Here is a 17,398-nt window from a genome sequence, read left to right as displayed (position 1 = left end):
ACGTTGATAGGCTACAGATGTAAAGGCAGTAATGTCATAGTCGAGTAGTACTAATAACCCGTAAGCTTATGTACATCCTTTTCCCGGGCCGCAAGGCTCGGGGAGAAACTTTCTAATATATACTTTTCTTTATCTCAGTGTGTTGATAATATAATGTGATCGAATCCGATCGCGTAACGACCTAAGGTGGTTATTGCGGCGGGGCTCACCTCTTCCCATCCCGAACAGAGAAGTTAAGCCCGCCTGCGCAGATGGTACTGCAGTTATGTGGGAGAGTATGTCGTCGCCTTTCTTTTGAAAACCCCTCATCATTCGATGAGGGGTTTTTTGTTTTTATTGATGCAGGGATGCTGGATATAGGGAAAAGCAAAAGAATAGAGTAGTAAATTGCCCTTTTGGAATTGTAGTGAATTAAGTATTCACCTCCAAATCCTCAATATATTCCCGATATTCATAGAAAAAGCGTTCAAAAGCATCCATGTTTTCAAAAAAGAAATCAAAAATTGGAAACCAGGTATTCTTGTTCATTACGCTAATGCCAACTTTTTCAACCCAAATCCTGCTGATTATTTTTCCTGTTTCCAAGTGGAAGTTGCTTTCGAAAATAGCTTCGGGGATAAACTCATCCAATAAAATCTGCTTCAAGGATTCAATTTTCTCGAAATAGATTTTTCTTTTTTCTTCATCTTTAGGTTCAATATCAATCATCACTTGGGCTTTTTTGTTATCGACATAAAACTTAAAAGAAAAGTCTTTGATTTTGGTATCATACAAAAGCCATTTTCGTGGATATTCTTCGGCAAATTGTATCCAAAATTCCCTCTTAATCATTTGTGCTTCGGCTTTACTGAACATTTCTTTCTATTTTTAAACTTTATTTTTGATTTTGGAATCTCAAATTTCCGAACTATCTTTAGTTACTACAAAAATAACCTTTAAATATGAATTTTGATGTCTTTCTGAAATATATTCCGCAAATTCTTGAAGAAAAACTTCCTGGTGATAATGCTCATGTCGAAATGATGCCGCTAGAAAGAATAGCCATTTTTAAGGATTTAGACCTCGAAAAAATAAATCCAAGAGAAGCTTCGGTAATGATGCTGTTCTATCCTAAAAATGAGGAACCTCATCTTGTTATGATTCTTAGAAATTCATATAAAGGTGTTCATTCTTCTCAAATTGGATTTCCAGGAGGAAAGGTTGAAAAATTCGATGTTTCGTTAGCTGACACTGCTTTACGCGAAACATTTGAAGAAATTGGAATTGATAAAGAGTGGATAAACATTGTAAAACCTTTTACGCCATTATATATTCCGCCAAGCAATTTCAAAGTATATCCTTTCTTGGGTTATGCTACACAGGAGTTAATTTTTAATCCTGATGAAAGGGAAGTCTTTGGTATCATAGAAATGCCTTTGTCTGTATTGATGGACGATAGTGCAAAAGTCAGAAAAAAATTGAGTACAAGTTATATGGAAGAAGTAGATGTTCCCGCTTTTAAATTTCAAGAATACTATATCTGGGGAGCTACTTCACAGATGCTTAACGAACTTAAAGAAGTATTAAAAAGCGTATTTTAAACCGTTAGTTTTTGTATGTTTGCGACTTAATTTTGCTAAAAATATGGGATTGTTCAAACGAAATCCTTTCGGTCATATCCTTTTTATAAAAAAATGGTTGATTCGAATTTTTGGAGCCTTAACACATAGACGTTATCGAGGTTTTAACGAGCTCCAAATCGATGGTTCTGAAATCATAAAAGATTTGCCGGAAACCAATGTCCTTTTTATATCCAATCATCAGACTTATTTTGCCGATGTAGTGGCGATGTTTCACGTTTTTAATGCCAGTTTGAGCGGAAGACAGGATCATATTAAAAATATTGGCTATCTCTGGCAACCAAAACTCAATATTTATTATGTTGCGGCAAAAGAAACAATGCGAGAAGGATTACTACCAAGAATCCTATCCTATGTTGGAGCTATAACGGTTGAAAGAACTTGGCGTGCAAAAGGGAAAGACGTTCAAAGAGAAGTTAATCCAAATGATACCGAAAATATCCGAATCGCTCTTGAAGACGGTTGGGTAATTACTTTTCCGCAAGGAACTACAAAATCTTTTAAACCCGTAAGAAAGGGAACTGCACACATTATTAAAACCCACAAGCCAATCGTGGTGCCAATAGTGATTGATGGTTTTCGTCGTTCATTCGATAAGAAAGGATTACGATTAAAAAAGAAAGGCATTCTCCAATCATTTATCATCAAAGAACCTTTGCAAATTGATTATGAAAACGACACAATCGAGCAAATCGTAGAGAAAGTAGAATACGCCATCGAACAGCATCCATCGTTTTTAAAAGTAATTCCTGCTGAAGAAATTCAAATACAAGAAGAACTAAACAAAAAGCGAAAATGGGAATACTAAAAAAATAAAAAGAGGCAATCGCCTCTTTTTTTATAAATCTATTTTCTTCAACTCTTCATAATTTTTATACAATCGTTTCAGCAAAACACCATAAATCAAGCGGTAAAACAGCCAAATCAAACCTACAAACAAGGCCATAAAAACAAACACCATTAAAAAATAAATACCATATATTAAAGTTCCTTTTCCGTCTTGGTCAAATTGATGGATCATTTCAATGATATCCTGATCATGTGTCAATTGGATGTACGTCACAATTATCGAACTTATAATTCCATAAATAATATTAAACCAAACATATTGATATACTTTTTTTCTGGTTTTTATAATATTTGAAATCAAAACCCTAGAATTATCTGTTGCCGAAATTTTTCTATAATTCATAAAAAATTGAAAGAAGAAATAAACCAATACAATATATCCTATTACCGTAAAGGGAAGCATGATATGCTCTACATGATAACTGTTAAATTTCTGCATCACTTCCGAATCTTTCATGCAAAAAGCAATAAGACTCCACAAAGCAAACTCCAGCAAACTGATGATAAAAATCCATTTCACGATAGAGGATGAACTCTTGTGAATCATTTTATAAATCTGAGTTTCCGAAACCTGCTCAAAAGAATTTTCATTCTTTTTCCAGTCTTTCTTTAATAAATCTAAGCCTTCCATATCTTTTTTTTCTCCTTTACGGATTTAAAATTTTCTTCAATTTTCCCTTAATCCTGTTCATTTTTACCCTTGCATTCACTTCGCTGATTCCCAAAGTTTCCGAAATCTCTTCATAATCCTTGTCTTCCAAATACATAAAAACTAATGCTTTTTCGATGTCATTTAACTGATGAACAGCTTTATACATCAGTTTGATCTGTTCTTCCTCTTCATAGTTATAATCCTCCTCCTTAAAAAAATGCTTGGTAGTATCATATTCCATAGTCGAAACCGTCCGAGTGCTCTTGCGATACAAAGTAATCGCCGTGTTCAACGCCACCCTATAGGCCCAAGTCGAGAATTTACTCTCGCCACGAAACTTCGGGAACGCCTTCCAGAGCTGAATCGTAATTTCCTGAAACAAATCCTTATGCTCGTCCTCGCCAGACGTATACAACCTACAAATCTTGTGGATGATGTTCTGGTTCGCCTGCAATTGCTGGACAAAAGATTGTTCTAAATTCGCACTCATATTTACGTTAGTAGTAGTTGTCTAGTTTTTGTTACAGATTTTTTTCAGGAGCGAAAATTATTTTCGTTTTCAGAAACCATTTTCCCGCTTTCCGTTCCAATCTTTTTGTCCCGAACCCCGGGACAAAAAGGATTTCCACTTCAATCGGGGCTAGGGAATAACTTTAGGCATTTCGAGAAACTTTTTAAAACCATAAAGATATTTAAAACTAAATCGGTGAAAATTATTTAATCTGTGGCAGAAAAATTATAATTCCTTCCCCCTGTAATACCCCACCATCAAGTTCACAAACTTACTATAACTTTCCAATCCTTCTTCCTGTTTGTTCATCTTCAGAAAATTATCATAGAAAACCTTGAAACCGTCTTCAATTGGAGTATTGTATTTAATCCAAAAGGCTTCACTTTCTTCATAATTTTTCAAAACTCCAGGACGGATTTTTTGCTGCAATTCCTCCAAAATCTTTTCATCCCGAATTTCCCAATTTCTCAGGCAATACCGCAAAGCATAACTGTATCCGGCATATTGAAAATACAAATCCTTGTTTTTTGTAGTGGATAGAAATCCAATAAAATTAGCCTCACTTTCTGAAGCATAGCCAATTTGATGGGCCATTTCGTGACACACCGTAAATGGAAAATTATACATTGGCAACTTGTCGTTTACCTGAGCTTCGTTGGTAAAAGGATTTAAATAACCACCAAAACCCATATAGGTCAGAGGCAAACTGATGAGCGATTTCTTGATGCTCGGCTCTTCATATTTAAAGAAATCATATTCGGCTGATAAATTTTTATAACCATTCAACGTCATCTTGAAAATCAATTCCTGAGAATATGGATTTGTAATTTTGATGTTTTTATTTTCTTCTAATTCCGAATGGACTTGATTGGTTTTTGCAATTAATTTCTGGGTAAAAGCCATTAAATCAGCATCGCTATATTCCTTTTCAATTTTCATTTTTTCAAAAAGAGGAACCCTGTGATAGTTTGTTGCCCAAAGAAAATGAAACAAAAAATAAAAAATCGAAATACCGCTGACAACCATCAGCAAATTTGATTTCCATTTGGTTTTCCAAGTTTTTCTATTCAATATAAACCATCTCAAAATCATGAAAATCACAATAAAATAGATAATATCTCCAAACGAAAACGGTATCCAACCAAAAATAGCTCTCGATATTTTGGCTATATGAGGATATAATCCATTACTATAATAGGTTTCGATAAATTCTGGAAAAAAGGATAAAATTTGAAGGGAAATGATTTGAACAATCAGAAAAAGCGGCAATATGACTTTCTTGTTTTTCATTAGGGTAATTTTGATTTTGTAAATATAGCAAACCAGTAGCTTTTAAATTCCGTAACTAGTATAGAAGAAGAACAAATTTATTTTACACGAGTTTCATGAATTTTCACAAAATATGCTTTGTGTAAATTTCACAAATTTCTCTTTTAGAGATTGCAATTCTTCAATTCGTGCCAATTGGTGTAATTCGTGTCCAATATTGAATGCAGATTGTTAATTACTTTTTGAAAAAATTAAGCATTAATTTAGAATAGATAAAAATAAAATCACTAAACTTGCAGTGTCTAATCTCAATTGGACAAACGCATTTTCAACGACTTACACAATGGGAAAGAAAGACGCAAAGGAAAAAGTTATTTTATTCTGTGACGGAAAAAAATGTTGCCGTTACAACTCTGAAGTAAAAGAATGCTTTAAGGATTTGGTTAAAGAAGCAGGTTTGAAAGGAACCGTTTCAATCGAAAAAATGAAATGCCAAGGAATGTGCAAGCAAGCTCCTGTAGTTTGCATCCATAAAAACGAATGCGTTGGAAAAGTTTCTAAAAAAGATGCTAAAAAACTTTTTGAAAAGCATATCGCTTAAATTACTCTCCACTTTTTAAATACATCCAAAACTAACTTTGTAACTTTACGGCTTTAAACTTTATAACTATTTAAAGAATGAGCCAAGAAATTCGCAACCTCGAACCAAAACAACTTTGGAATAAATTTGCCGACCTGAATGCTGTTCCTCGTCCTTCAAAAAAAGAGGAAAGAGTAATCGCTTTTATGAAAGACTTCGGAAAAAAACTGGGTCTTGAAACCATTGAAGACGAAGTGGGTAATGTTATCATAAAAAAACCTGCCACTTCAGGATTGGAAAACCGCAAAACCATCGTGATGCAATCGCATTTGGATATGGTACACCAAAAAAATTCGGATACTGTTTTTGATTTCGACACACAAGGAATCGAAATGTATGTGGATGGGGATTGGGTTCGTGCAAAAGGAACAACACTTGGAGCTGATAACGGACTTGGAGTTGCTACCATAATGGCTATCCTTGAATCTACAGATATTCCGCATCCAGCAATCGAAGCCTTGTTTACGATTGATGAAGAAACGGGAATGACGGGTGCAATGGGTTTAAAAGGAGGTTTGCTTCAGGGCGAAATCCTTTTGAACTTAGATACTGAAGAAGATGATGAAATTGACATTGGTTGTGCTGGTGGAATCGATGTAACGGCTACAAGAGGTTACGAACAAGAAGATGTTCCAGACGATTCTGTGGCGTATACCATTACCGTAAAAGGATTAAACGGCGGACATTCAGGAATGGACATTCATAAAGGTTTAGGAAACGCCAATAAAATCATGAACCGTCTTCTTTTTGACGGATTTGAAAATTTCGGATTGCAGATTGCTGAAATCAACGGTGGAAGTTTACGCAATGCCATTCCTCGCGAAAGTGTTGCAACGGTTATTATAGCTGGAATGTATGATGAAGCGTATGTTTTTGACATGCAGGAGATCATCGGCGACATCAAAACAGAATTCAAAACTACCGAGCCTAATTTGGTTATCGATATTCAAAAAGCCGATTTGCCTAAAAAAGTAATGGACTTAGGTGTTCAGGAAGGCCTAGTTCGTGCACTTTACACCGCTCATAATGGCGTTTACAGAATGAGTGCTGATATGGCTGATTTGGTAGAAACATCAAACAATATTGCAAGAGTAATCGTTAAAGACGGTGAAATTACAATCGGATGCTTGACACGTTCTTCTGTAGAAACGTCTAAATATGATTTGGCAAATGCCTTACGTTCGGCTTTCGAATTAATCGGATGCGAGGTGACACTTTCTGGTTCTTACCCAGGTTGGACACCAAATGTAAATTCTCCTATTTTAGATGTTCTAACTGCTATCTATGAAAAACAAAATGGTTCAAAAGCCAATGTTGTAGCGTGTCATGCAGGTTTAGAGTGTGGAATCTTAGGAACAAATTACCCAGATATGGATATGATTTCCTTTGGGCCAACTATCCACGGAGCTCACTCTCCAGACGAAAGAGCTTCAATTTCATCTGCTCAGAAATATTGGAAATTTGTATTGGAAATATTGCAAAATATTCCGGTGAAATAATTTAGAGACGATGTCGTAACTGGCAAAAATATATTTACAAGAACCGCTTAGAAATAAGCGGTTTTTTTATGAAATTATTTAAGTAAATAATATAATTTTAATACGAATTTGCGTTACAATGAAAATCCAGATCCGAATGAAAAAAATAGTGTTTTTAGGGTTGCTTGCTTTGTGTTTCATTTCTTGTAAAAAGGAAAATAAAGTTCAAAATGTAGAAAGGGCATTTTATTATTGGAAAAATGATACCGATCTAAATTATCAAGATGTACAAAAGCTAAATGATTTGCAAGTCAAAAAAATGTATGTCAAATATTTTGAGATTGATTACAATGAAGCGATGGGAAATTTTCCATTTGCAAAGAATAACAGAATAAGCTATCAAGTTGAAGGTATCGAAGGATTAAATATCATCCCAACAATTTATATCAAAAACGAAATCTTTAAGTTCAATTCTGAAAAGGATTTGGATATCTTGGCAGACAATATTGTTTTCTTGGTTGACAAGTACAATAAAGAAATGTCTGAAAAAGCAGTCACGAATGAGGAAGTCCAAATAGATTGTGATTGGACAGCTTCAACAAAGGACAAATATTTTTATTTATTGAAAAAAATAAAAGCCATTTCGCAAAGAGAAATCAGCTGTACCTTGAGATTGTATCCATATAAATATCCTGAAAAAATGGGTATTCCTCCTGTAGATAAAGTCACCTTGATGTGCTATAATTTGATCCAGCCCTTATCTCAAAAAGATAAAAATTCCATTTTGGATTATGATGAACTAAAACTTTATTTGGATAAAGAAAGAACTTATCCGAAGCATATTGATGTTGCATTGCCTATTTTCTTTTGGTCGCATTTATATCAAGGGAATCAATTTACTCAGGTTTTAAAAATGAATTCCAAGGATTTGAAAAGCTTTACAAAACCTTTAAGACCAATGTGGTATGAGGTTACAAAGGATACGGTTATTGATTATTCGAATTACATCAGAAAAGGAGACAAGATAAAATGCGAAGAAGTTTCTCAAGAAACAATAGAAAAAACTATAGCCTTAATCAAGAAAAATGTTATCCTCGACCAAGACATTACAGTAAGTTTCTTTCACATTGACAACGAAGTTTTAAACCAATATCCAAATGAAGAATTATCTAATTTTTACAATTCTTTTACTAAGTAGTAGTAAGCTGTTTTCTTGTGGTTATTCTCCTTATGGCGAAGATATTCGGTATTGTTTGTTCAATCCATCCTATTTTGGCTACAGCCATTACAAGGCATTTTATTATAATGCTGATTTGTTTGGATTTGATTATGATGTAACTTTTGATAATCGGAAACCATTTTATGAAGCAAATGAAATAGATTGGTACAATTATGTAAACCAAAAAGTTTCAATCGAAGCCATAAGTGTGTTTATGAATTCGGCAACTTTCACGGATGTTCATCCACAAAGCGATAATGAATTTTTAAAATATTTATATAAAAATAAAAAGACCAAAGCTCTTCAATATTTGACTTTTGCCAAGAAATGTGAAGCAATCAATTCATTAAATGTTGAAGGCGATGTTTGGGAAAGAAACAAAGGAATAGACACTTCCAAAACGAATTTATTTTTGAATGATTTGGTTAAAGTTACCAAAGCTGAAGCGGATCCTTACTTTAAAAGAAAGTATGCATTTTTAGGTATCAGATTGGCCTATTACACTGGAAATTTTGCAATAATAAAAGACTTATTTCAAAACCAATTCAAGAATTCCACTAAAGATTATTTGTACTATTGGAGCAGTTTTTTCTATGCTTTTGCCAATGAAAACCCAGATAGGATGAATGATGTTGTGGCACTTTTAGAACATTCACCAGAAAAATATTATGCTAGCTACTATTATTTTAAGAATGAATTCAACTTGGCTGAAGCTTTAAAATTTGCCAAAACAAAGGAGGATATTGCTAATTTGTATGGCTATGCATCAATCCAAAAGGTAGACAGGAACTTGAACTATCTAAAAGAGATGTACAAAAACAATCCAAAATCAAAATTATTAAGCTTTTTACTGTTACGAGAAATCAATAAAATTGAGGATTGGGTGTATACCCCATATTATACGAATTATATGCCATCGGTTATAGAAACGGATAACTATTGGTTAGGCTCAGAAGATAACGCTACAACTCTAACTTTGAGAGCTCGATCAGAAAATGACCGCCTTTATGCCAAAGAGGTACTGGATTTCATTCAATCAATTTCGATTTCAAATACTACGGACGCCACTTTATGGAAGGCTTCAGAAATACAATTGCTTTTTATTACAAGAAAATACGACGAATGTTTATCTAAAATAAATCAATTTGAAAGCAACTATAAATCTGAAAAAATATTCGAGCAGATAGAAAAAATAAAAGCATTGTGCATTATTTCACATCAGGATTTTGGCAAGGCCATTATAAAGCCTGAAATTGAACAAATAATTCAGAAGCATGCTAAAGATTATCGCTTCATGTTTGCCTTGGGACGTGAGTTAGAATTCCGAGGAAACCTAACAGATGGCGTTGCACTATTGTCTCTTTGTGAAACATCCTATGATTATGAATTTGCTTATATAGCTGATGTGGAATGGCGAGGAAATCGTTTGGCAAATTCCAACTATATGGAAGTGTTTTATAACTATTTTGATTATCTCGATTTTGTTTATGATGCAAATAGTTTGCAAAAAGTAGTAGATGTAGTTCCATCAAAAAACACTACCGATTTTCAAAAGTTCCTTTACCGTAAGCTTACAGAAGAGTTGAATTATCTAAAGGATTTATTAGGAACAAAATATATCCGTGAAGACCAATTGAATAAAGCATTGGTTACCTTTCGCTCTATCGAGCCTAAATATTGGATTGATAATTATAATGCTTGGGAAAGAGGAAAATATGATGAGAACTATGCATTCGACCAAAATCCATTTAATAAAATTAAGCATACTAAAAGTTTTATCGATACCAAGGAATCTTTCATCGTAAACAAACTCTCGGTTACGGAACATCTCATTAAGTATTTGAATTTAGCTAATAATCCCGCAACAAAAGATAAGGATTACTATTATTTTCTAATTGCCAACTGTTATTATAATATGTCAGATAAGGGAAATTCTTGGATGATGCGTAGGTATTCTAGCTATGAAAATTATAGAGATGCAACCTATTATAATCAATCTTACATCGATGAACGGGAATACAGACAAAATCTAAAGGCAAAAGAGTTTTATACTTTGGCCTATAAAAATGCAAAGACAGATAAGTTTAAAGCTTTATGTTTGAGAATGATTGACTTTGCTGATACCAATTCTACTAGTTTTTTTTTATTGAAGCAGGAATTTCCGATGTATTATAATGACTTGTCCAGTTGTGATAATTTGAATGATTATTTCAAGGCAAGGCGATAAGTAAACCTATTGGTTTAAAAAACAAAACCCCTCGTTATTGAAAAACGAGGGGTTTTGCTTTATGAATCAATTCGATTAGAATTTATATTTCAGCGACGCCAGGACTTGTCTTGGAGCAATCGGATTCACACTATAATTCTCATGAACTGTATAATTCAATTCGTTTGTGATATTGGATAATTTGCACAAAAGCGAAAACTTGTCCCATGTGTAACCTGCCGATACATCAATCGTTGCATATCCATCCAATGGAACCTCTCTATCCCAAATTCCACCTTCTCTATCTGGGTCTATTTGATTGTTCCATCCGCCCACTCTTTTTCCAATATAACTTCCCAATGCTCCAAATGAAACACCTTTCAAGGCTCCTGATTGAAGGGTATAGAAAAAGCTTAAATTTGCTGTATTGGCTGGTGTTCTTGCCAAACGATCTCCTTCAATAAAACTTCCCTTTAATCCAGAAGTTTCGGTATATCGCATGTCATTGTAGCTGTAACCTGCCATAATATTCAAACCATCAATGGGATGTGCGGTAATGTCAAATTCAATTCCCTTGCTTCTGGTTTCTCCACTTAATGTCTTGATGTTGGTATCATTATTAGGACTACCATCTGCTTTAAACTCGGCCATTTGTGCCAAATTACTGTTGGTTATCTGATACACAGTAATGTTTGTTGTAAATAAACCTTTCCAGAATTCTTTCTTTACACCAACTTCATATTGGTCAATAATAGAAGGTTCAATTGCCTCTCCCGATACCGTGATACCGCTGTTTGGAGTAAACGAGTTGGCATAACTTGCAAATAAGGAAACCTCTTTTGTTGGTTGATAGATGAATCCCAATTTTGGCGAAAAAGCAGCATCAGTTAATTTTCCTGCTTCAGTAATTTTTGTAATTGGGGCTGTAAAATCAGTAGTTTTAACCTGTGATTCTTGCCAAGACCAACGTAATCCCGCTAAGATTTTAAACTTTTGAGTGATTGAAATCAAATCTTGTGCATACACACCAAAGCGGTAAGTCTCGGTTTTAGCGATCTTAGTATTCTTTGCATTTGGGATTGCACCACCTTGATCAAAATTTTCAAAATCAAATATATTTCCTTCACCGTAGGTCGTTGGATCAAATACGAAAGTATAGGCTTGAGCAAACGAATTCTCATAATCAACACCCGTAAATAGTTGATGCTTAATCGTACCGGTTTTAAAATTCCCCTGCAAACTCAACTGTTCCGCAATAATTTGTTCTTTATTTTGGGTTTGTCCTAATGGTCTTTTCCAAGCTCCATCTGCAGATGGCTGAATCCTTTCGGTTCCTTTTGAAGCCCTACTATAATCTTGATAAGAAGAATTAAAATTCAATTTCCAATTATCATTGAGTTGATGGCTTACCAATCCAGAAAATGTTCCTTGTTTTGTAGTTCCGTTTGACCATTTTGCTCCCATATATAAATCTCGGGGCAAATCAATGATCTCTTTTCCAATAATTGCAGTACCAAAATCAGGAGTCCAATCGTCGTGCAGGTAATCTCCCTGAACTATAATTTCTGTTTTTTTGCTGATTTTGAAAAACAAGGAAGGGTTCACATAGAAACGTTCTCGTTTGACAACATCACGAAAGCTTTCAGAATTTTCATAACTCCCATTAAATCTATAAGCAATAGAGTTGTTCAATGGTCCATATAAATCAATCGAAGGCTTGTAGAAACTATAGCTTCCCGCCTGCATAGATACTTCTCCACCTTGTGTAAACGATGGTGTTTTTGTAACCATATTTAAAATTCCTCCGGGTGCTACATTTCCATACAAAAGAGCCGAACTTCCTTTCAGGATCTCAATCTTTTCAAGGGATGAAACTTCAGGCATTGAGCCACTATTAAAACGGAAACCATTCTTAAACATATTGTTGGCAGACATGTCGTAGCCTCTTGACCAAAACGATTCTTGTGCACCACCTCGGGCAGAACCAACATAAACACCATTTGCATTTTTGATTACATCGCTAAGACGGATTGGCTGTTGTTGCTCGATTACATCACTTCCAATTACCTGAATACTTTGAGGTAAATCAATAGCTTTGATGCCCGATCTCGATACCGATGCCGGATTTTTATGATTGGTTACAATCACTTCTTGTAAATCTTGTCCTTTGGTTTTAAGGGTGTCAATTGCGGTAGTATTTTCTTGAGCAAAACAAACTGTAGTGGTAAGTAGGGTAAATAATGGAATCGTAAAATATTTGTTCATTTATTTAGAATTGATTAAAATAACGATGCAAATATAATTACGTGAAAAGAAAGAAAAAAGTTTATTTAGAATTATTACAGATAGGATTTAAAGTTTTTTTGTCCTATAGTTTACTCCACTTTTACCATCCTAAAAAACTCATTCTTTTCCTTACCCTGCTTTATTCCTCTAATTTCTGCAACCAAGCTGTCAATTCCAACTTGATTGTAAATAATCTTGTTTGGATAATCATGCTCTGGATTTTCAAATATCCAAGAATTTCCTTCCGTAGAAGTCAGTTCAAATGCAACAGGTTTTGCATCATTCTGATTCGGAACCGTAACCACATACGAAAGTTTCCCGTTTCGTTCTTCCAAGCTCACGCGTTCTGCAAAAACCGTATCGTTTTTAATCACAAAATAGCTTTCGCCAAAAAACGTAGAGTCGTTTTCTTTTTTCCAGATTTCGGATAAATTGCCTTCCGGCGAATTATTTTCCCATCTTCCTAAAAACCAATTCGCTTTTTTAAGTGCCGCAAATTGTTCTTCTTTTTGTTCTGTTTGCTCAATAACCGCTTCCTTTTTGCAGGAAATCGTAGTCATCATTACAATTGCCGATAGATAGAGTACTTTTTTGATCATTTTTTAGAGTTTAAATAATGGTGAAGATAAGGAATAATTCGTCTTTTTTTTCCATGTCTCGAAACTGGATATTGTCGGTTTGATGTCATATTGTTGAAAATCAAGGCAACCAATAAAAGGATCAAAGCACCAACTAGAACTGGAGAAATAACATACCAATAGCCAATACTTTTTAATTCTGCCGAACCCGTAACTGCAATCAAAGCCGTCGCTCCACCCGGAGGATGCAATGTTTTCGTCATCTGCATCAGTACTATTGAAAGGGAAACTGCCAACGGAGCCGTCAGCCAAATAACATCAGGTACAAATTTCTGCACGGTAACACCAACAATTGCCGAAACCAAATGACCACCAATCAAATTGCGAGGTTGTGCCAACGGACTCTGGATAACGCCATACACCAGCACACTGGATGCACCAAAAGACCCAATCAAATACACCACATCCGAAACTGGAAGCGTCAAGGATTGCGAGTAAGCAATAATGCCAATACCAATAAACGAACCCAGAAAAGCCCAAAAATGTTCCTTAAAGTCAACTAAAGTTTCCTTATAAAGAATGTATTTTGTTTTGCGATAACTTCGCTTTATTTTTTTCGTCGGCATCTGATATTATTTTGTTGGAACTGCTGTAAAAGTATAAACTGTATATGGGTAAATCAATTTCGAAGTATATTTAGAAATAAGGCACACCACCAAGATTGGGAAAAACAAAGTATAATCATTCACTAATCCGCAAACTAAAAACAAGGCTGTAAAAGGAGCATGAATACTCGCACTCAGCATCGCTGCCATTCCGATAACCATAAAATTGATCGGTAAAACGCCTGCATTAAAGAAGGTATTCAAGAGCATCGCCACTAGAAATCCGAGGAAAGCACCAATAAATAAGCTTGGAGCAAAAACGCCACCATCGCCACCTGCAGCAAGTGTCACGGAAGTTACGATCGGCTTCAAAATCAAAATCCCAACAACAGTGGCAATCAATGATACTGAAAAGGTATCGCCACCAGAGCGGAAAATAATTTCGCGAATAGCATGATAACCATCACCATAAAGCTGCGGAAACGCCAATAAGGCCGTACTTAAAATTACAGCACCCACCAAGATTTTAGCGTACTGTGTTTCAATGTGCAAGAAAGAAGCCTTGATATACATCACGCATTTGGTAAGATAAACGGAATTAATCCCTGCCAAGATTCCAAGAAGGATAAAATAAGGAATCGCGGCATAATGCCAAGTCGTAATATTGATGGCAAACAAAGGTTCTTCATTCAAAATAAAAACCAATGCAAAAGCAACCGAAACCGCAATGATATTGGTAAGCAAGGACACCTTGTTTACTTTTCTCGAAATAACTTCCAAGGCAAACAAGATTCCAGCAAACGGACTCCCGAATAAAGCCGTAACACCCGCTGCAACCCCTGCACAAATAAGTTCGGTTTTGTATTTTCTAAATAGATTTTCCTTCTGTTGTGCTACCGACCCAATGGTTGCCGTAGCCACAACCGTAGAAACCTCAATCCCTGTCGAACCACCAAAGGCAACCGTAATCAAGCCGTTGATAAAGTGGGACGGAATTTTATAAGTAGGTAAATTTTTAGTCTTAGATTCGGTGCTTTCAAAAATTTCCTTAATGCCCTTGTTTTCCTTCTTCTTAAAAAGATACTGCCTCAAGATATAAATAACCGACAAACCAATTACAGGAAAAAATAGCATATACACCCAATTCGTAACCGTTTTCAGGAAGAAAACATGTTCATAATATTCCGTAATTCTTTTCAAGGAGATGCCCAAAAAGGCAGAAAGAAATCCGATTAGGAGGGAGGCAATTAGTAGTTTTTGAAAGACAATGTAGTTGTAATTCTTCTTGATCTTGGTTATATCGTTCATTATTAAATCTTTGAAATACAAAGTTAGCAAACCCAATCCGTAATGTCTTTTAGAACTAAAAAATTAACGCTTTTCTCCATAAAAAAAGGTACTCAGTTTCCCGAATACCTTTTCAACTTTGAATGATCTAGTTAGTAGTTGTGTTCTTTTTTATAGTCTTCAATATCTTTATTGATGTCGTCCACATTTTTTTGAACTCTTGCTTTAAAGAGGTCCCATTTTTCTTTGGATGTTTCTGTAAAAGCATCCAAATCCTCTTTCAATTCATTGTTTTTAGCCTCAAGCTTGTCAATCTGGGCTTGCCATTCCTTTTTGTTTTCGGCAGTTTCCTGTTTCAATTTTACTTTGAATTCGGCGATTCTGGTTTCGTTTTTAGCGATAATGGCTTTTGTTTCTGCTTTAAGTTTTGCATATTCCGAAGCCGAGTCATTTTTCACTTCATTTAAATTTTCTTCTGCTTCAAGCTCATTTTCTTGAGCGTCAACGACTTCTTCCTGGACATCTTCAATCTTTTCGTTATTCGATTTGCAGCTAATAAAGGTAGCTTCAACAACCAAAAGTGAAGCAACCAATACTCCTAAGGATACTAATACTGTCTTTCTCATTTTGCTTTTTGTTTTGATTTTAATTAATAATCCCAAATGTCCGCCTTTTTTAGTTCCCGGCTGTTACAGCAATTCTATTGAATATTGTAAGATTTACACCTCATAGAATTCTATCGGCAGGCCATCCGGGTCTGCGATAAACGTAAATTTCTTTCCTGTAAATTCATCGATCCTGATGGGTTCAGCCACTATGTTTTTAGAAGTCAGTGATTTAATGGTTTCCAAAACGTTGTCCACCTCAAAAGCCAGATGCCTCAATCCCACAGCCTCAGGACGTGAAACCCTCTTTGGCGGATCAGGAAACGAAAACAACTCGATAGCATAACTTCCATTAACGGCCAGATCCAATTTATATGAATCCCTTTCCTTTCGGTACACTTCCCTCATAATTTCAAACCCTAAAATAACCGTATAGAAATGTTTGGACACTTCATAATCAGAACAGATAATCGCAATATGATGAATCGAATTAATCTTGAGCATACGTGCAAGTGTTTAAGGATGCATTAAATATAAAGAATTATTGTTTCAAAAGCTTTGTCATCCCGAACGAAAGCAGAAATGGTGAAGCAATTTCTTCAAGTAGCTCCACAAACTTTATCGAGATCAAGGTTCTCTACTCACTTCCACGGGGAAGGGATTTGTGAGGTAGCGGGAAAGTATTTTAGTTTATAATTGGTGGCGGTGGCGGAGGAAGCAATCCCTCTACACTTTTAAATTCGAATTCTCTGTTTATTTCGGTTGGTTTCAATTTTATCTTAGTATAATTTATCCAACGTGCGAGAGAATCTAATTCTTTTGGGATTTTATGACTGTGGACAAAAATCTTTTTTTCAAAATTCCCTTTTCTGAATATTAACTGAAATGCACTACCATCGCTGTAATCTTCAAAATATTCGGAGTCCATTTTTTTAAAGTTTATTTTCTGCAATAAGTATCTTAGTTCCTTTCTTTGTTGAGAATTCATTAACGCAAAATAATTCGTTCTCTGTTTGGGAAATTTGCTGTTTTCATCTCTTTCACTATTCCAATGTTCTCTCATAAATACTGTGTCATTATCTGTAAATTTTATGGAAAATACAGTTGAGAAAGTTCCAGCAAATGAATATTCAAAAGAATCAAAATCTTTTTCTTTTTTTGAACAGGATATTAAGAATATCGAAATGCAAATAATTAATATTTTTTGTTTCATTTTAGTCTATTTTCGGGTTTTGAACCACCGGCTACCGCATTCTATGATAAAAAACAAATAAAATATTAAAAATTAACAGGCAAATTTATATGTATTTACATATGGAGTTTGTCTGTTAATTACGCTAAAAACACGACTTATAATTTTACATCTAATGTTGTTTAATACTAGCATCGAATTTTTACCTTCGGCTTTCTTTTTATTATAATATTCTTTTAACTGTGGATCATATTTGATAGCCGTCAATGCACACATGTGAAGCAATGATTTCATCTTTTTGTCTGCTAAATGACTCACCTTGGTCCTGCCTTTTACACTGGTTCCTGATGAATATTCAAAGGGTGCTACTCCCGAATAGCAAGCAAATTGCCTCCAATTTTT

Annotated in this window: 18 protein-coding genes and 1 rRNA gene; 7 read left to right on the top strand and 12 right to left on the bottom strand. The window is 34.9% G+C overall.

What is annotated here, in order from left to right; all coding sequences use genetic code 11:
- The first annotated feature begins 182 nt into the window (after positions 1 to 182).
- Positions 183 to 292 (top strand): 5S ribosomal RNA (rrf, locus tag G508_RS0115340).
- A 119-nt stretch (positions 293 to 411) separates the two neighbouring features.
- On the opposite strand, the gene G508_RS0115335 is transcribed toward rrf, so the two are convergent.
- Positions 412 to 855, bottom strand: a complete 444-nt coding sequence (locus G508_RS0115335; RefSeq protein WP_026706146.1) for a DUF4268 domain-containing protein — start codon at positions 853 to 855, stop codon at positions 412 to 414.
- A gap of 86 nt (positions 856 to 941) precedes the next feature.
- Here G508_RS0115335 and G508_RS0115330 point away from each other — a divergent pair, with 86 nt between their 5' ends.
- Together G508_RS0115330 and G508_RS0115325 are read left to right on the top strand one after the other, a co-directional pair.
- The gene (locus G508_RS0115330; protein ID WP_026706145.1) at positions 942 to 1,580 is read left to right on the top strand and encodes an NUDIX hydrolase; all 639 of its coding nucleotides are present in this window, start codon (positions 942 to 944) and stop codon (positions 1,578 to 1,580) included.
- A gap of 43 nt (positions 1,581 to 1,623) precedes the next feature.
- Complete coding sequence (locus tag G508_RS0115325) at positions 1,624 to 2,427, top strand: lysophospholipid acyltransferase family protein (RefSeq protein WP_026706144.1); 804 nt, start codon at positions 1,624 to 1,626, stop codon at positions 2,425 to 2,427.
- A 30-nt stretch (positions 2,428 to 2,457) separates the two neighbouring features.
- Here the strand turns inward: G508_RS0115325 and G508_RS0115320 are convergent, their stop codons facing one another.
- The 3 genes from G508_RS0115320 to G508_RS0115310 all read right to left on the bottom strand — a co-directional run bounded on the left by G508_RS0115320 (position 2,458) and on the right by G508_RS0115310 (position 4,921).
- Complete coding sequence (locus G508_RS0115320) at positions 2,458 to 3,099, bottom strand: hypothetical protein (protein ID WP_026706143.1); 642 nt, start codon at positions 3,097 to 3,099, stop codon at positions 2,458 to 2,460.
- Positions 3,100 to 3,115: 16 nt separating this feature from the next.
- On the bottom strand, positions 3,116 to 3,610 hold the full coding sequence (locus G508_RS0115315; protein WP_026706142.1) for an RNA polymerase sigma factor: 495 nt from the start codon (positions 3,608 to 3,610) through the stop codon (positions 3,116 to 3,118).
- Between the two features lie 246 nt (positions 3,611 to 3,856).
- Positions 3,857 to 4,921, bottom strand: coding sequence for a DUF3810 domain-containing protein (locus G508_RS0115310; protein WP_026706141.1), 1,065 nt, complete (start codon positions 4,919 to 4,921; stop codon positions 3,857 to 3,859).
- 322 nt (positions 4,922 to 5,243) lie between these two features.
- On the opposite strand from G508_RS0115310, the gene G508_RS0115305 reads away from it, so the two are divergent.
- The 4 genes from G508_RS0115305 to G508_RS0115290 all read left to right on the top strand — a co-directional run bounded on the left by G508_RS0115305 (position 5,244) and on the right by G508_RS0115290 (position 10,464).
- Positions 5,244 to 5,501, top strand: coding sequence for a (2Fe-2S) ferredoxin domain-containing protein (locus tag G508_RS0115305; protein ID WP_026706140.1), 258 nt, complete (start codon positions 5,244 to 5,246; stop codon positions 5,499 to 5,501).
- 77 nt (positions 5,502 to 5,578) lie between these two features.
- The gene (locus G508_RS0115300) at positions 5,579 to 7,039 is read left to right on the top strand and encodes an aminoacyl-histidine dipeptidase (protein ID WP_026706139.1); all 1,461 of its coding nucleotides are present in this window, start codon (positions 5,579 to 5,581) and stop codon (positions 7,037 to 7,039) included.
- A gap of 136 nt (positions 7,040 to 7,175) precedes the next feature.
- A complete protein-coding gene (locus tag G508_RS0115295) occupies positions 7,176 to 8,216 on the top strand; it encodes a hypothetical protein (RefSeq protein ID WP_157486059.1) in 1,041 nt (346 codons plus the stop codon).
- Entirely contained in the window at positions 8,176 to 10,464 is a 2,289-nt protein-coding gene (locus G508_RS0115290) for a hypothetical protein (RefSeq protein ID WP_026706137.1), read from the top strand. Before G508_RS0115295 ends, G508_RS0115290 begins: the two co-directional genes overlap by 41 nt.
- 75 nt (positions 10,465 to 10,539) lie before the next feature.
- On the opposite strand, the gene G508_RS0115285 is transcribed toward G508_RS0115290, so the two are convergent.
- The 8 genes from G508_RS0115285 to G508_RS0115245 all read right to left on the bottom strand — a co-directional run.
- Positions 10,540 to 12,708 (bottom strand): TonB-dependent siderophore receptor, encoded by a 2,169-nt coding sequence (locus G508_RS0115285; protein ID WP_026706136.1) that lies wholly within the window; start codon positions 12,706 to 12,708, stop codon positions 10,540 to 10,542.
- Between the two features lie 110 nt (positions 12,709 to 12,818).
- Positions 12,819 to 13,328, bottom strand: a complete 510-nt coding sequence (locus G508_RS0115280; protein ID WP_026706135.1) for a DUF6265 family protein — start codon at positions 13,326 to 13,328, stop codon at positions 12,819 to 12,821.
- Entirely contained in the window at positions 13,325 to 13,933 is a 609-nt protein-coding gene (locus G508_RS0115275) for an HPP family protein (protein ID WP_026706134.1), read from the bottom strand. The genes G508_RS0115280 and G508_RS0115275 overlap by 4 nt, the downstream gene beginning before the upstream one ends.
- Before the next feature lie 6 nt (positions 13,934 to 13,939).
- Positions 13,940 to 15,220, bottom strand: coding sequence for a chloride channel protein (locus G508_RS0115270; protein WP_035694969.1), 1,281 nt, complete (start codon positions 15,218 to 15,220; stop codon positions 13,940 to 13,942).
- A 131-nt stretch (positions 15,221 to 15,351) separates the two neighbouring features.
- Positions 15,352 to 15,825 (bottom strand): sll1863 family stress response protein, encoded by a 474-nt coding sequence (locus G508_RS0115265; RefSeq protein ID WP_026706132.1) that lies wholly within the window; start codon positions 15,823 to 15,825, stop codon positions 15,352 to 15,354.
- Positions 15,826 to 15,918: 93 nt separating this feature from the next.
- Positions 15,919 to 16,308: an SMU1112c/YaeR family gloxylase I-like metalloprotein gene (gene gloA2 / locus G508_RS0115260; protein ID WP_026706131.1), complete on the bottom strand. Its 390-nt coding sequence runs from the start codon at positions 16,306 to 16,308 to the stop codon at positions 15,919 to 15,921.
- 181 nt (positions 16,309 to 16,489) lie between these two features.
- Entirely contained in the window at positions 16,490 to 17,017 is a 528-nt protein-coding gene (locus G508_RS0115255) for a hypothetical protein (RefSeq protein WP_157486057.1), read from the bottom strand.
- A gap of 72 nt (positions 17,018 to 17,089) precedes the next feature.
- A partial coding sequence (locus tag G508_RS0115245) for a transposase (protein WP_026706128.1) occupies positions 17,090 to 17,398 on the bottom strand: 309 nt, incomplete at its 5' end.

The organism is Flavobacterium soli DSM 19725, assembly GCF_000422705.1.
GTDB classification, from domain to species: domain Bacteria; phylum Bacteroidota; class Bacteroidia; order Flavobacteriales; family Flavobacteriaceae; genus Flavobacterium; species Flavobacterium soli.
The sequence above is the reverse complement of the archived record's forward strand: the minus strand, read 5'-3'. Positions and strand labels throughout refer to the sequence as shown.

Bases quoted from the DNA above. Each gene is read 5' to 3' on its own strand.
- G508_RS0115335 (WP_026706146.1), bottom strand. From the start codon at position 855: ATGTTCAGTAAAGCCGAAGCACAAATGATTAAGAGGGAATTTTGGATA.
- G508_RS0115330 (WP_026706145.1), top strand. From the start codon at position 942: ATGAATTTTGATGTCTTTCTGAAATATATTCCGCAAATTCTTGAAGAA.
- G508_RS0115325 (WP_026706144.1), top strand. From the start codon at position 1,624: ATGGGATTGTTCAAACGAAATCCTTTCGGTCATATCCTTTTTATAAAA.
- G508_RS0115320 (WP_026706143.1), bottom strand. From the start codon at position 3,099: ATGGAAGGCTTAGATTTATTAAAGAAAGACTGGAAAAAGAATGAAAAT.
- G508_RS0115315 (WP_026706142.1), bottom strand. From the start codon at position 3,610: ATGAGTGCGAATTTAGAACAATCTTTTGTCCAGCAATTGCAGGCGAAC.
- G508_RS0115310 (WP_026706141.1), bottom strand. From the start codon at position 4,921: ATGAAAAACAAGAAAGTCATATTGCCGCTTTTTCTGATTGTTCAAATC.
- G508_RS0115305 (WP_026706140.1), top strand. From the start codon at position 5,244: ATGGGAAAGAAAGACGCAAAGGAAAAAGTTATTTTATTCTGTGACGGA.
- G508_RS0115300 (WP_026706139.1), top strand. From the start codon at position 5,579: ATGAGCCAAGAAATTCGCAACCTCGAACCAAAACAACTTTGGAATAAA.
- G508_RS0115295 (WP_157486059.1), top strand. From the start codon at position 7,176: ATGAAAAAAATAGTGTTTTTAGGGTTGCTTGCTTTGTGTTTCATTTCT.
- G508_RS0115290 (WP_026706137.1), top strand. From the start codon at position 8,176: ATGAAGAATTATCTAATTTTTACAATTCTTTTACTAAGTAGTAGTAAG.
- G508_RS0115285 (WP_026706136.1), bottom strand. From the start codon at position 12,708: ATGAACAAATATTTTACGATTCCATTATTTACCCTACTTACCACTACA.
- G508_RS0115280 (WP_026706135.1), bottom strand. From the start codon at position 13,328: ATGATCAAAAAAGTACTCTATCTATCGGCAATTGTAATGATGACTACG.
- G508_RS0115275 (WP_026706134.1), bottom strand. From the start codon at position 13,933: ATGCCGACGAAAAAAATAAAGCGAAGTTATCGCAAAACAAAATACATT.
- G508_RS0115270 (WP_035694969.1), bottom strand. From the start codon at position 15,220: ATGAACGATATAACCAAGATCAAGAAGAATTACAACTACATTGTCTTT.
- G508_RS0115265 (WP_026706132.1), bottom strand. From the start codon at position 15,825: ATGAGAAAGACAGTATTAGTATCCTTAGGAGTATTGGTTGCTTCACTT.
- gloA2 (WP_026706131.1), bottom strand. From the start codon at position 16,308: ATGCTCAAGATTAATTCGATTCATCATATTGCGATTATCTGTTCTGAT.
- G508_RS0115255 (WP_157486057.1), bottom strand. From the start codon at position 17,017: ATGAAACAAAAAATATTAATTATTTGCATTTCGATATTCTTAATATCC.